Source organism: Paenibacillus sp. PsM32, from assembly GCF_030433815.1.
Classification (GTDB): Bacteria; Bacillota; Bacilli; order Paenibacillales; family Paenibacillaceae; genus Saccharibacillus; species Saccharibacillus kyungheensis.
The window spans coordinates 26,302-40,851 of record NZ_JARUWY010000007.1 but is presented as its reverse complement, the minus strand read 5'-3'; the positions used below and the strand labels follow the sequence as shown (position 1 = coordinate 40,851).

Sequence of the window (14,550 nt, the reverse complement as noted above, 5' to 3'; positions counted from 1 at the left end):
CGCTATAACTACAGATGTGACGATGATTGAACTGCGCTGTTTCTATTTTACCATTGTTGCTACAGAATGTTGAGTGATTATCTTAACAGGCTTATTGAACCGAAGAGCTTGAGCTGTTCGATGTGGAGCGTGAAGAAGAACCGCCTGTATTGGTTGGACTGGAACTTTCTGTACTTGAGCTTGAATTGGAACTGCCTGAAGAACTGTCTGAACTTGTACCGCTTTTGTTAGTACCTGTGGATACCGGTGTTGGTTCCACTGCTGATTTATTTAAAGCATCTTGTACATACTTCTGTAATTCTTCGCTACTCTTGATACCGATCACATCAGCGCCGCCTACTTTTTTCTCGGCTAGTAGATCGTCTGGAGGCAGTTGGTCACTACCATTCATTTTACTATCGTAAGCGACCGAAGCGAGTTTCCATAGATCATCAGTGCTCAAGTTCGTATCAATATACGGATTGACTTGTTGTAAGATCGTCGGCAGATTCATAATTGAAGTGGTGGATTTCATTTTCTCACCAACCGCAGTTAAAAAGGCACGTTGTCTTTCGGTACGGGAAAAGTCAGACATTGCATCATGACGAAAACGTACATATTGCAGAGCAGTTTTGCCATCTAAATGTTGCATACCTGCTTTGAGATCGATATCGTATTCGTGCTTATCTGCTGCACTGGTATAATGCATATCTTTTTCAACATTAAAATCAATACCGCCAACAGCGTCTACTAGTTTGATAAAGCCCTGGAAGTCGGTATAGACATAATATTGAATCGGAATACCAAGCAAGTCACTAACTGTTTTCATCGCTGTATTCGGTCCATGTGTAATCGCACTATTGATCCGATTTTCGCCATAACCAGAGATCGGAATATACGTATCACGCAGGATCGAGAATAAATGAATTGTTTTTTTGACAGGATCAAGTGAAGCGACAAGCATGGTGTCTGAGCGTGGAATTTCACCATCGTCTGCACTACGCGAATCGACACCCATTAAAAGAATATTGACAGGTTCGGTTCCTTCCCATACAGGAGGCTGAGTAGCGGCGACATTGGTAGGTTGCACATTTTTAAAAGGTGACGCATCGCCTGTTTTTTGTAATGCATCAATTTGATTATATACTGCTGTGAAGTAATAAATCGCATAGCCTATAACCGCAACTACAATGATCGCTACGGTCCAAAGCAGCGTTCGCTTTGTCTTTACATTCATGTTCTTTCTTCCTTTCGAGGGTGAGGTCTATACTATGTTTTCAGAATCTTAATGCCAATTTGAAAAATTGTTTATCACTTTTGATTGCTCTTCATGACACCCGTACATTATAATTTTTTTTTAGGCAACAATCAATTACAGCGAATTGACAAGATTGTTATAAATAACGCGAATTATAGCGCATTTCTAACATGAACATCAATCAAGCATAAAGGAGATACTCATGCAGGCGATCGAAGTACAAGATTTACGCAAAACCTTTCAGATTCAGAAGAGCCGCGGAGGATTAACCGGAGCACTGAAAGACTTATTCGCAAGGCAATATAATGAAGTTGCTGCGGTGAACGATATTACCTTTTCTATTCCACAAGGAGAAATCTGTGGGTATATCGGGGAAAATGGTGCTGGCAAATCGACCACCATCAAAATGCTCACTGGTATTCTTGTCCCTACATCCGGACAGATTAAGGTTAACGGGTATGTGCCTTATCAAGAACGGGAAAAGTTCGTGCAGGGAATCGGTGTTGTGTTCGGACAAAGAAGTCAGTTGTGGTGGGATATAGGAGTGATCGAATCTTTTCAATTGCTTCGTAAAGTATATCAGGTATCTGAAGCAGATTACAAAAAACGCCTCGATGAGCTGGTGGAGCGTCTGCAATTACAGGACTTATTAAGCCGTCCTGTACGTAAGTTGAGTTTGGGTCAGCGGATGCGTTGTGAATTAGTTGCAGCATTGTTACACAATCCATCGATTATTTTTTTGGATGAACCTACGATCGGTCTAGATATCGTCGTCAAATCCGAAATTCGTGAATTTCTAAAAGATCTTAATCGTACACAAGGGACAACGATTCTACTGACAACACATGATCTGCAAGATATTGAAGCACTCTGTTCACGCGTGATTATGCTGGATGCTGGTAACGTCATCTATGATGGCGGTTTAGATGATCTGAAGACTCGCTGGGGCAAAGGCAAAGAAGTACGCTTCCAGTTCGGCAAAGCAGTGACTGCATCTCAGCTTCAAGCATGGACAGCCAGTCTCCCTGTACAGTGGACACAAGAAGGCGAGCTTGTAGCTACAGCATTAGTAACTGCAGATACAGCTGTATCCGATGTGCTAACCGCAGTGCTCAGTCAGGTCGAAATTCTAGATATTCAGATTTCCGAGACCAGTACCGATGAAATTGTACGTCAGATTTATAGTTCCGGTTCAGCCGAAAAGCCGGAGGTTAAGATTCATGTCTAGTCTGTATTGGGATTTTATTCGTATTCGTTTTTTGACGATGCTGGCATATCGAGTGAATTATTACTCTGGTATTCTGGTCTATACGCTTAATATCGGTGTGTATTATTTTACATGGCAAGCGATCTACGGGGGCAAAGAGCAGATTGCAGGCTTTACAGCCGCACAGATGACCACGTATGTAGCCGTTTCGTGGATGGCACGGTCGTTTTATTTTAACAATCTGGATCGGGAGATAGCGACCGAGATTCGAGACGGTACGATAGCGATTCAGTTTATCCGCCCGTATAACTATTTGATGGTCAAAATGATGCAAGGATTCGGTGAAGGATTGTTTCGTTTTTTACTATTTATGATTCCAGGAATGTTGATTGCATTACTTTTATTTCCGGTTCAATTGCCGACAAGTATCACCTCTTGGATCGGTTTTCTGATCATGTTATTTTTTAGCTTTCTGATCAATTCGCAGATTAATATTATTATCGGAATGCTTGCTTTTTTTGTTGAAAATAACGAAGGTATGATGCGGATGAAGCGAATTGTCGTTGATCTATTTTCAGGGTTGTTGATTCCGATTAGTTTTTTCCCGGGTTGGTTGGTATCGATTATGAATTTTCTACCTTTTCAAGCGATTACGTATTTGCCGGGTTCGGTATTTACAGGTCGTGTCAAAGGAACAGGCATTTTGGAAGTGTTAGGGATTCAGGTGGTCTGGTTTGTTCTATTATTAATTCCAATTTATTTTATATGGCGTGCTGCTCGTGTGCGGCTGTTCGTACAAGGAGGCTAAGCAGATGAAATATTATCTTGGATTGGTATGGGAATACTTTCTGAATTATGCAAAGACACGTCTAACATATCGTGCCGACTTCTGGGTAGAAGTGATCTCGGATTTGTTATTTCAAGCGACCAACTTAATCTTTATTTTTGTCGTATTTGCACATACAGATACATTGGGTGGATTTACCGAAGCGGAAGTGGTATTTGTATATGGATACTTTATGATTCCGTATGGATTGTATAGTTGCTTTGTGAATCTATGGAACTTTGGTGATCGTTATATTGTCAAAGGAGAAATGGATCGCATTTTGACCCGTCCTGCTCATAATCTATTTCAGATTTTTCTAGAAAATCTTGATCCACCGTCTTTGATCGGTTCGTTGATTGGTGTGATTATTATGATCTGGAGTGGAGGTCAGTTAGGAATCGAGCTATTATGGTGGCATATTCCTGCACTGATTGTGATGGTGCTCGGTTCAACACTGATCTATACCGGAATCTATACGATTCTAACGTCGATCTCTTTTTATTCGGATTCACCGACAGGGATTATTCCGTTAATGTACAATATCCAGACATACGGACGTTATCCGATTACGATCTACAACCGTATTATTCAAATTTTGCTAACATGGATATTGCCATTTGCATTTGTAGGTATCTATCCTGCGGCACTGTTTTTAGATCGACCGGAAATGATTCGTATGGCGTGGATCACACCTGTAATGGGGATTGTCTTTTTCGCACTAGGATTGTTATTCTGGAATGGTGGAATCAAGCGTTATCGCGGAGCAGGATCATAAGTTGAGTATAATTAAGAAGGAACATACTTGTATTTTGAAAGTGAGTTCTTTATATTTTACATCGAAGATAAAAAGAATAAGATAGCTGAAGGAGGAATTACCGTGAGTGAATTACAAATAGGGCAACCGGTACCTGAATTTACGTTAGAAGCATCTGGAGGTCAAGAAATCTCATTAAGTGATTATCGTGGCAAAAAGGTCGTGTTATACTTTTACCCGAAAGATAGCACGCCGGGTTGCACCCAGGAAGCTTGCGATTTCCGCGATAGTTCAGCAGCGTATGAGCAAAAAGGTGCAGTTGTGTTGGGAATCAGCCCTGATCCGGTCAAATCTCATGATAAATTTGCACAAAAGTATGAACTGTCTTTCCCGTTATTATCTGATCCTGATCATGCAGTTGCAGAAGCATTTGGCGTATGGCAATTGAAGAAAATGTATGGCAAAGAATACGAAGGTATTGTAAGGTCTACATTTCTGATCGATGAAGAAGGTATCTTGATCAAAGCTTGGAACAAAGTGAAAGTCAAAGGGCATACCGAAGAAGTATTTGCCGCACTGTAAAAAGACATTGTTATGGAAGCAAGTAAAGTTGCTACAAATCAATATGGCTCTATGATAGCTCTACCAAAGCAACGTCCTTCCAAAGACGTTGCTTTTTTAATGGATAAAAATAGCGCTTACCTGTAATCATCTTGTGGATAGCAATCGATACCAAAGGAGAGGATAACGACTTATGAATTTCTACACTATTGCTTATTTGGAAAATCAATCGACATTTAATGTCTATCTCAAATACATCTTTATTTTTGTCGCACTGATCTTATTGCTGGTGTTATTTTCCTTATATATGCGCAAACGTATTGAGACCAAATATCGCGATCTAAGTATTATTTTGCTACTTATTATAGTGTTTATGATCGGTGTACAGTATTCGGATTATACGCAAGATCAGAGCACCTATTCCAAATACTCGCAGATGGTGCAATTTGTCCATCAATTAGCCAAAGACCAGAAGTTGGATGAAACAACGATCAGTGTGAATTCAACTACGCTTGTAGACGAAGTTATTATCAAAACACCAACAGCTTACTATACCGCTCATTTTAATGATGATATGAGTGCTTATACATTAGAAACGGTCTATCTGGTGAATCCAGACGTTCACATCATCAACCAATAAGTAGAGAGAAAGGAAACAATCTATGGAAGCTTATTATCCTGTTATTATCAAATTAGCGCTCGGTATTCTTTGTCTGGTGTTACAGATTAATCTAATGGGCAAAGGCAATCTAGCACCCACATCGGCGATTGATCAAGTGCAGAACTATGTACTCGGGGGCATTATAGGCGGTGTGATCTATAATGAAGCAGTCAAGCCTTTACAATTTTTCCTCGTGCTGATGATCTGGACATTACTGGTCTTTATGATCAAATTCCTCAAACAACACAATCCATACATTAAGCGTATTGTCGATGGCAAGCCGATCAACTTAGTTGTCAACGGGGAAGTTAATGTTGGCGAATGTCTACGTTGCGGCATATCGGCAAATGAATTGATGTTCAAGTTACGAGCGATAGGGATATATGAGATTAAAAATGTAAAACGAGCCATTTTAGAGCAAAACGGACAATTAACCGTTATCCAATATGGTGATGAAAATATTCGTTACCCGATTATTGTAGATGGACAGGTCAATCAAGATGTACTTGATCTAATTCATAAAGATATCAAATGGCTAGAAGAGCGGGTCAAACAAGAAACCCATCATCATATATCTGAAATTTATCTAGGTGAATATATCTCAGGTGAACTGCGCCTGCATGCGTACAAAAAGTAAATCGATTTGCTGTTTAAATATCACATTTTTATATGATAAATTTGACATAAAGAGTGAGCTATGTTAGTTTGGATTCATTGGATTTTTCTAAATAATGGAATATTTAGAGGTTGATTCACACTATTCAAGGAGGCACACACTTATGACAAAACAACAATGGATACAAGCAATCGAAGCACAATTTGATCAAATGGTATCTTGGCGTAGACATATGCACAAGTTCCCTGAATTATCTTTTCAAGAAGTGAAAACTTCTCAATATATTGCAGATACGTTAAAAGGATTCGGGTATGAAGTGCGTACAGGTGTAGGCGAAGGCGGATTGATCGCTGATCTACAAGGGGCACAATCAGGCCCAACGATAGCATTTCGAGCAGACTTTGATGCACTGCCCATTCATGAAGAAAATACAGTAGACTATCGTTCGCAAAATGATGGCGTGATGCATGCTTGCGGACATGATGGGCATACAGCGGCATTACTGGGTGTAGCCAGTGTACTTAGCGATCAGCAAGCACATTTGAAAGGAAAGGTTCGGTTTATTTTCCAGCATGCTGAAGAACTTCTTCCAGGTGGAGCCAAAGCAATGGTCGAAGATGGAGCTTTGGACGGAGTCGATGAAGTATACGGTGCACATTTAGCGAGTGCACTTCCATTAGGCAAAATCGGCACAGCTTCAGGGCCTGCAATGGCATCGGCAGATTCCTTTTCTATTACGATTCAAGGAAAAGGCGGACATGGCGCACAGCCTGATTTGTCAGTCGATTCTATCGTGATCGGTAGCCAGTTAGTAGGAGCTTTGCAGACCATCGTATCCCGTCACATCAGCCCAATGCAGTCGGCGGTAGTGACTATCGGTGTGTTCCAAGCAGGACAAGCCTTTAACGTGATTGCCGATAAAGCGAAGATCGAAGGAACAGTGCGTGCATTTGATCCAGAGATTCGTACTAAGATTGAGCAAGATATTCGAGATCTGGTACATGGCATCACATTAGCCAGTCATGCGACATATACAATTAATTATATTCATGGTTATCCAACCGTTGTGAATACACCAGAGCAGACAGAGCATGTTCAACAAGTTGTCGTGGATACGATGGGTGAAGAAGCATTTCTGATGTTACCACCAGCGATGGGAGCGGAAGATTTTGCGTATTATTTGCAAGAACGTCCGGGTAACTTCTTCTTTGTCGGATCGAAAAATGAAACCGAAGATACCGCATTCCCACATCACCATCCACGATTCGATATCGATGAACGTGCGCTTGTGAATGCAGGTAAAGTCTTTTTGGGTATTGCGGCAGAAAAATTACTGTAGATTATTCTGGATGATATGATGAGAGAAGATACAACAGAACTTGGTATGTAGAACTTAATAAAAAATATCATCCAAAAAAGAACAAGTACTAATAGCAGTATGAGCATATCTTCTAATAGTGTCACATTCAATATAAAATAATAAAAAGCAGCGAAGATCATGGCATTGATTGCCCGGTTCTTCGCTGCTTTTTTATAATTTTATTTTATTCACCTGCGGAATCATCAGGTTTTTTCTTTCCAAATCGATTCACCAGTGCAATTCCTAATCGTCTGCGGAACTTCACAAGAATAAAGAACAAGATTAGCACCACAATAATCGCAATCGCTTCAAATGAATAGTGATGAATCCAGTGAAAGACCATCGTCCATTGTGGTCCGAAAATGCGACCCAATGCTAGAAAGATACTAACCCAGATCAATGCACCGCTATACGAGTAAGCAGCAAAGCGCCAGAACTTAAAGTTCATAACACCTGAGAAGTAACCAGTGAAATGACGTACTCCCGGTATAAAATATCCAAAGAATACAAGTGTATATCCATATTTACCAAACCACAGTTGTGCTTTATCCAGCTTGGATTGTGGCAACAATAACCATTTTCCATATTTACGTAAGAACGGAAGCCCTGCTTTTCGGCCAATAAAATAAGTGATCGTCATCCCGATCGTCGTACCGGCAAACGCACAAAGAAATAATAGCACTATATTCAGGCGACCCATATAAGACAAATAGCCAGCATATCCCATCGTAGTTTCACCAGGGAAAGGAAGAGCGATAAATTCAAGCAATAGTCCTAGAAAAAGCACCAGATAACTATGATGTGTAAAAAGAGATTCTATATAATGTATAACTTGCATGAGTTTTCCTCCGTGGTGCTATAATTTCTCTGTATTTGACTATTTTTCCTAAAATAAAACAATCTATTACATCATAATCTATCGGAAACTACAAAGTCTATTAATAGGTCTATTTTAAAAGAAATCTCGTTATTTCTGAAATGTAAACGTAATCTTGATACAGAGTGGAAGAAAGTACACTTTTAATTGCTGTAGTAAGGTTGGAAGCCTTGACGGTGGCTTTTGCACATAGGTATAATTAGACTCATTGAAATGTGGGAGGTTCGTGAATGAATAGTCCAAGTGAAATTATTGTAGTTCTCGATTTTGGGGGACAGTACAACCAGTTGATCGCAAGACGTATCCGTGATCTAGGCGTGTACAGTGAATTAATGCCTTTTAATACCCCGGTTGAAAAGATTCGTGAATTGTCACCAAAAGGGATCATCTTTTCTGGTGGGCCTTCTAGTGTGTATGCAGAAAATGCACCGCATGTCGATCCAGCGATCTATGATCTGAATGTGCCAATCTTCGGTATTTGCTACGGTATGCAGTTAATGGCTCAACAATTGTCCGGTAAAGTAGAACGTTCTGCGAAACGTGAGTACGGGAAGTCTGATGTAGACTTTATGGCTCATTGCGCATTGAATAAAGGCATGGAATCCAGTCACACTGTATGGATGAGTCATGGTGACCATGTAGTCGGTTTGCCAGAAGGATTCGTATTGGATGCAAGTACAGAATCGGCTCCAATTGCTGCGATGAGTAATGCAGAGCGTCAATTGTATGCTGTACAGTTCCATCCAGAAGTACGTCATTCTGTGTTCGGTAACGAAATGATCCGTAATTTCTTATATGAAATTTGTAAATGTGCGGGCGAATGGAGCATGGAGACGTTTATCGAAGATACGATCGAAGAGATTCGTACACAAGTCGGCGACAAAAATGTATTGTGCGCACTAAGTGGCGGTGTCGATTCTTCGGTAGTGGCGATTTTATTGCACAAAGCGATCGGTCCTCAATTAACATGTATGTTTATCGACCATGGTCTTTTACGTAAAGGCGAAGCGGAAAGCGTCATGGAGACGTTTGTTGGTAAGTTCGATATGAAAGTTGTCAAAATCGATGCCCAAGAACGTTTCTTGTCTAAATTGGCAGGCGTTGACGATCCTGAGCAAAAACGTAAAATCATCGGTAACGAATTTATCTACTGCTTCGATGAAGAGTCTCGTAAATTAGGCGACTTCGCGTATCTAGCACAAGGTACACTTTATACCGATATTGTAGAAAGTGGTACAGCGACAGCACAAACGATCAAATCTCACCATAACGTAGGTGGATTGCCAGAAGATATGCACTTTGAATTGGTAGAGCCACTCAAAGCACTATTCAAAGACGAAGTACGTAAAGTCGGCGAACAATGCGGATTGCCAGCTGCAATCGTATGGCGTCAACCTTTCCCAGGTCCAGGTCTAGCGATTCGTGTCTTGGGCGAAGTGACTGAAGATAAATTGCAAATCGTTCGCGATTCCGATTACATCTTACGTGAAGAGATCGCAAAAGCAGGTCTTGAAAGCGAAATTTGGCAGTACTTCACTGCACTTCCTAACATGAAGAGCGTAGGCGTTATGGGCGATGCTCGTACGTATTCGTATACCGTAGGTATTCGCGCTGTAACATCGATCGATGGTATGACAGCCGACTGGGCACGTATCCCGTGGGATGTGTTAGAGAAGATTTCGGTACGTATTGTCAATGAAGTCGATAATGTAAATCGGATTGTGTATGATATTACATCCAAACCGCCTGCTACGATTGAGTGGGAATAGAACAGGTAATTTCAATTGAAAACTTTTATACACTGACAACAATAGAATGAAAAAATTACTCTCTTTTATCTGCGTTATTTTGCAAATAGAAGGGAGTTTTTTTATGGGGAAACAATCATGGACATTTTAACAGCTTATGAATGAATAATTTATTGATGTGAAAGTAAGTAGATGTTAGCATCATAATTGTCTTTATTACATTGCTCAAAAATAGTTCTGTAATCGGATCGTTATTTATAATGTGATTAGATTCAATGATCATTTAAATACAAAATAAACTAGTATAAGAAATATTAGAGGAGAAAAATGTCCAAGAAAAAGCAACCAAAATCAGTAGATGCTTTAAGAGAAATTCTCGGTATAAAATCAATTCTTGTCTGATTTAATAGACCAAAGAAAAGGAATAGATGATTTTAGAAATGAATTAGAAAGTTGGATTGCTAGAGATTCGATATCATTAAACCCGGAAAAATTTGAAGTGGGCTCTCCAGAATATGCATTAAATATATTTTTGAATTGTTGGATCAAGAAAAATTATGGGAATATGACTGAGACACTTCCTACTAGTAAAAGTGAAATAAAACCACCTTTACGCATTAAAAAATATTTTCAGGAAAGGTTTCTTAAATCATTTAAATATAATTCGATTAATGATGTTGGTTTGTCAAATACAACAATTTGTGTGAGTTTAGAAATTGAAAAAAGAGGGAGATTAGAAGAGAAAGATTATAATTTTATTATGCTGGCAAAAGATGAAAATGGAACAATTATTAGTAGAAATAATAAAAGTGCGAAATGGTATAGCCATGATTGGAAAGTACTTTGATAAAGAGATTGATTTTTGTAGATGATATTGTGTAAATAAACATGAGTGTTCTCTACTTAATGTTTCTGGCTCATATAATATATGTTGTATATTAAAGAGAAAAAGTTTCTAGAGTCAACGAGTTATGAAGTATTCATGTTTTATAAGTTCACTATCTATAATAAAATTGGAGATGTAAATAAGACTAGGAATTAAAATATAAAATAAGATTTAGAAAAGATCACCTAGCATTTTATGAAAGGGATGTATAGATTAATATGAGTGAATCAATGAAAGAGATTAATCGATTTAGAGATGAGCGCAATTGGCGTCAATTTCACAATGAAAAAGATTTGGCTATTTCGATCTCTTTAGAAGCAAATGAATTGTTGGAATTATTTCAATGGAAAACACCAGAGGAAGCTAAGAAAAATCAAGAGCGACTTAAAGAAGAACTTGCAGATGTACTGATTTACTCTTACATGATGGCTGATAATCTAGGATTTGATATTGATGAAATTATTGCTAAGAAACTAATTAAAAATGCTAAGAAATATCCAGTTTCCAAAAGCTATAATCAAAAAAAGAAATATAATGAATTGGATGAGGTAGATTAAGAAATGGCTAAGTACAATTATATAACATTGAAAGTGAAAGATGGAGAATTGGAAGGCTTAGATGAGCTTCGCGTGCCTGAACAAAATATACTTAGAGAGGGAAATGTAATTTATATCTACAAAAGCACAAAGTCTAGAAAGATTTATATTGGAAAAACAATACATTTTATTGTACGTAATAAGCAACATTACAATGGTAAAGAAGAAAAATTTAGTAATGCAGACTTTGATCAAGTAATTATTCTTATTTCAGTTTACTTCAATGGTTCAGCTTTAGACGATGTCGAAAGACAGTTAATTACTTACTTTATTGCTGACAATCCAAATTCTATGAAGCAACTAGTTCAATACGATAATGATGAAATTATAAATCTGAATGGTGGCAACAGAGTAAATGAATATAGAGAACAAGAAAAAGTTGCTTTAGAAGTCGTTTTACCTTTTTGGGAAGTAGAGCTATATCCTAATAAATGGGTAAATACGCCAACTTTAGAGGAGTTGCGTAATAGAGCATTGGTCAAATATAGTCCAATTAAAAAAATTACAATCGAGCAAATGAAGTTTCTGGATGAAATTTTATCGAATCCTAATAAAAGTTTTGTGATTAACGGTGATGCCGGGACTGGCAAAACTGTATTGCTTACTCATTTGGTAGCTAAGTTATTGAAGGAAAAGCCAAATCAGCAAATAGCAGTCGTTTTGCAACCTAATTGGATTAAAACGGCAAAGGATATCTTTAGAGTGTATGGAATGAATAATAGTAATCTGAAACTTGCTACCTCAACACAACTTATTAATAATAATAAAAACTATGATGTTGTAATTGTTGATGAATCTCATAAGCTTTCTAGAAAATTTTCTAAGCAAATGGCATCTTTTAACAAAGTATATAAAGGAAGATTTGTTGAGGATGAGAACCATTTGGAGGCTTTAAAGAAATTAGGCAGTCAAATCGTATTAATGTATGATATATTGCAAGCTATTCGTCCTGCGAATATGACACGTACGCAATTTAATGAAGCTACTCAAGACTTTGAAAAAAGATACTTAACAACACAATTCAGAATCCAAGCTCCAATGGGAAAGAACTATACATCAGAAGATTTTGTGAATGGTATAAAATATCTTTTATATAAAGATACTGGCTTATTACAACAAACGAATTTTAATCCGAAATTTGATAGAAATGTATTTCATGATAGTAATAGCGATGCTTATTTCGGATATTTTGAAGTACAACCTTTGAAAAATTTGATTGATTGGGTAGATGAAGATAGAAATTTCAATCCTGCACATATAAATCGAGTACTAGGTGGATTAGTGGAACCTTGGAAGCAGGCTGATGGAAAAGATCCATCAATTACTCATTGGCATGAAGGAAATATCAAACGAAGATGGAATTCGACTCAAGAAAATTGGATTTATTCAGACGATATTGATGCCGAAGAACAGATCGGTTCTGTTTTTGCGGTTCAGGGAATCGATTTAAACAAAGTAGGTGTTTTAATCGGTAATGATCTTCAAGTTAATGCAAAAGGTCATCTATATGGTAATCCAAAAAATTTCCATAATATAAACGGAAAGTTCTCGAATAATGATGAGAATCCTGAAAATGAACAAGAGTTTACCTTATTTGTATTGAATATTTATTATATTCTAATGACTAGAGGAATTGATGGTATTCGGCTAGGATTCTGGAAAAACGAAATGTTCAAAAAGTATATGAAAGAAACATTGGAGATTAAATAAAATAGTTTTGTTTTAACTGGAGAGTTATAGGTATAGCGATCAATAGTATGACAACCGACTGGGCGCGTATCCCGTGGGATGTGTTAGAGAAGATTTCGGTGCGTATTGTCAATGAAGTCGATAATGTAAACCGTATTGTGTATGATATTACATCCAAACTACCAGCTACGATTGAGTGGGAATAGAATAGAAAAATATAAAAAAGACTTAATCATTTGATTAGGTCTTTTTTATACGAATAAATAGCTTTTAATTATTTGAAACTTTAGTAAGTTACTTAGCGTAATAATAAAAAGAAATATTTATATTTTAAAGAAAATAATTGAAATTTAACAAAAAAAGGATGATGAAAATGAGGTTCAGTGAATATTTTAAACTTACTCAATACAATCAAAGAAGTTTTGATTTTGTAGATGTCTTGCTGAACACAGATGTTCTTTTATTTGTTGATCCATTAAGAATGCAAATTGAAAAAAAAGATATTAAAAATGGCTTACTTTTTCAAGAATGTAATAATGTTTTAGATGATTTTTTTAGTACTATTTTAGACCTGTATACAAACAATAAAAAAATTGAAGCAAAGAAAAAATTTGATAATTCTCATGAAATAAATTATACCCATATTGGCTATTCAACAGGGAAGTCTAGTGGTAACGGCAATACTCCAGAAATTTTAGGAAGAGTATTTGATAATATTATAGATCAAAGATTAATTGAAGATAATGTTATCAATACGCTTTTTGATCTTAATATATTCATAGACGATTTTGGAAAGGATCACTTTTCAGATTTAGTAGTTAGTATTATTTTAAAACAATTATCTGATTTTACGATACAGCAAGCGCAGGAATATAAATTAATATTAGAGGAAGAAAGAGAGATTGGGCAATACTGGGATATAAATGAACATAATTGGAAAGTTTTAAGATCAAAAGTTTTGTTAGATCAGTCTGGTAAACCAATAATTTTATTGCCCAAAAAAATTACAGTTAAAGATTATTTTTATAAACCAGAAAAATATATCAGTGATAAAGTTCTTGTTTGGAGACAAAATTATCATAAAGATCACGAAACAGATTTATCTAAATTATTTAAAAATGGAATTCCTAGCAAGAAAAGTATAAGAAATCTTGAAGTTAAAGAAGAAGGCTTAACATTAAAAGAATATCTTATCAAAATGACGAAAAAGAACCCGAATTTAATTAAAGAATTTCATACAGGTATTATTAATCCCCTTCTAGGAACTAAAAGTAATGTTCTTACAGATAAAGAACTTACAGACTATATAAATATGTATAGAAAGTAATAAACAAAATTTGATAGGTTAATTTATTTTACAAAAACCTATTTTAACTAATTATTTTCCGATTTTTTAGAAAGGATGAGCATAATAGATAACTTATATGATTTTGTACTAAAAGACTTTCAAAAGACATTATTCCCTTTGAAATCTACCCTTATTTTTGCTAAACATCATGAAGAATCGCTCTTAAAATACATTAATAATAAGA

Annotated in this window: 14 protein-coding genes and 1 pseudogene; 13 read left to right on the top strand and 2 right to left on the bottom strand. The window is 36.8% G+C overall.

Translation table 11 applies throughout. The features are described 5' to 3' along the window. Window positions 1–91: 91 nt before the first annotated feature. Entirely contained in the window at window positions 92–1,216 is a 1,125-nt protein-coding gene (locus QCD85_RS14450; RefSeq protein ID WP_301263045.1) for an LCP family protein, read from the bottom strand. A gap of 223 nt (window positions 1,217–1,439) precedes the next feature. On the opposite strand from QCD85_RS14450, the gene QCD85_RS14445 reads away from it, so the two are divergent. The 7 genes from QCD85_RS14445 (at window position 1,440) to QCD85_RS14415 (ending at window position 7,201) form a co-directional block, all read left to right on the top strand. Then, window positions 1,440–2,465 carry an ABC transporter ATP-binding protein gene (locus QCD85_RS14445; RefSeq protein WP_069329394.1) on the top strand — a complete coding sequence of 342 codons (1,026 nt, stop codon included), beginning with the start codon at window positions 1,440–1,442 and terminating at the stop codon, window positions 2,463–2,465. Continuing rightward, window positions 2,458–3,252, top strand: coding sequence for an ABC transporter permease (locus tag QCD85_RS14440; protein ID WP_204826626.1), 795 nt, complete (start codon window positions 2,458–2,460; stop codon window positions 3,250–3,252). The genes QCD85_RS14445 and QCD85_RS14440 overlap by 8 nt, the downstream gene beginning before the upstream one ends. Window positions 3,253–3,256: 4 nt before the next feature. Next, complete coding sequence (locus QCD85_RS14435; RefSeq protein ID WP_274171026.1) at window positions 3,257–4,045, top strand: ABC transporter permease; 789 nt, start codon at window positions 3,257–3,259, stop codon at window positions 4,043–4,045. 102 nt (window positions 4,046–4,147) lie between these two features. Then, window positions 4,148–4,606 (top strand): thioredoxin-dependent thiol peroxidase, encoded by a 459-nt coding sequence (gene bcp, locus QCD85_RS14430; protein ID WP_273614805.1) that lies wholly within the window; start codon window positions 4,148–4,150, stop codon window positions 4,604–4,606. Between the two features lie 172 nt (window positions 4,607–4,778). Continuing rightward, entirely contained in the window at window positions 4,779–5,225 is a 447-nt protein-coding gene (locus tag QCD85_RS14425) for a DUF3290 domain-containing protein (protein ID WP_273614806.1), read from the top strand. Between the two features lie 22 nt (window positions 5,226–5,247). Then, complete coding sequence (locus tag QCD85_RS14420; RefSeq protein ID WP_273614807.1) at window positions 5,248–5,883, top strand: DUF421 domain-containing protein; 636 nt, start codon at window positions 5,248–5,250, stop codon at window positions 5,881–5,883. A 142-nt stretch (window positions 5,884–6,025) separates the two neighbouring features. Beyond that, window positions 6,026–7,201 (top strand): M20 metallopeptidase family protein, encoded by a 1,176-nt coding sequence (locus QCD85_RS14415; RefSeq protein WP_273614808.1) that lies wholly within the window; start codon window positions 6,026–6,028, stop codon window positions 7,199–7,201. A 205-nt stretch (window positions 7,202–7,406) separates the two neighbouring features. On the opposite strand, the gene QCD85_RS14410 is transcribed toward QCD85_RS14415, so the two are convergent. Continuing rightward, window positions 7,407–8,060 carry a DedA family protein gene (locus QCD85_RS14410; protein ID WP_301263044.1) on the bottom strand — a complete coding sequence of 218 codons (654 nt, stop codon included), beginning with the start codon at window positions 8,058–8,060 and terminating at the stop codon, window positions 7,407–7,409. Window positions 8,061–8,329: 269 nt separating this feature from the next. Between QCD85_RS14410 and guaA the strand changes: the two genes are divergently transcribed. From guaA to QCD85_RS14380, 6 genes and pseudogenes are all read left to right on the top strand, one after another. Then, window positions 8,330–9,868, top strand: a complete 1,539-nt coding sequence (guaA, locus tag QCD85_RS14405) for a glutamine-hydrolyzing GMP synthase (protein ID WP_204826635.1) — start codon at window positions 8,330–8,332, stop codon at window positions 9,866–9,868. Window positions 9,869–10,241: 373 nt separating this feature from the next. Further along, window positions 10,242–10,694 (top strand): hypothetical protein, encoded by a 453-nt coding sequence (locus tag QCD85_RS14400; protein WP_301263043.1) that lies wholly within the window; start codon window positions 10,242–10,244, stop codon window positions 10,692–10,694. Between the two features lie 257 nt (window positions 10,695–10,951). Beyond that, window positions 10,952–11,290, top strand: coding sequence for a nucleotide pyrophosphohydrolase (locus QCD85_RS14395; RefSeq protein WP_274171020.1), 339 nt, complete (start codon window positions 10,952–10,954; stop codon window positions 11,288–11,290). A 3-nt stretch (window positions 11,291–11,293) separates the two neighbouring features. Continuing rightward, complete coding sequence (locus QCD85_RS14390; RefSeq protein ID WP_301263042.1) at window positions 11,294–13,039, top strand: DUF2075 domain-containing protein; 1,746 nt, start codon at window positions 11,294–11,296, stop codon at window positions 13,037–13,039. A gap of 35 nt (window positions 13,040–13,074) precedes the next feature. Next, window positions 13,075–13,224: pseudogene (locus QCD85_RS14385) on the top strand (GMP synthase (glutamine-hydrolyzing)); the annotation flags it as partial. 167 nt (window positions 13,225–13,391) lie between these two features. Further along, window positions 13,392–14,345: a hypothetical protein gene (locus tag QCD85_RS14380; RefSeq protein ID WP_301263040.1), complete on the top strand. Its 954-nt coding sequence runs from the start codon at window positions 13,392–13,394 to the stop codon at window positions 14,343–14,345. Window positions 14,346–14,550: the final 205 nt, after the last annotated feature.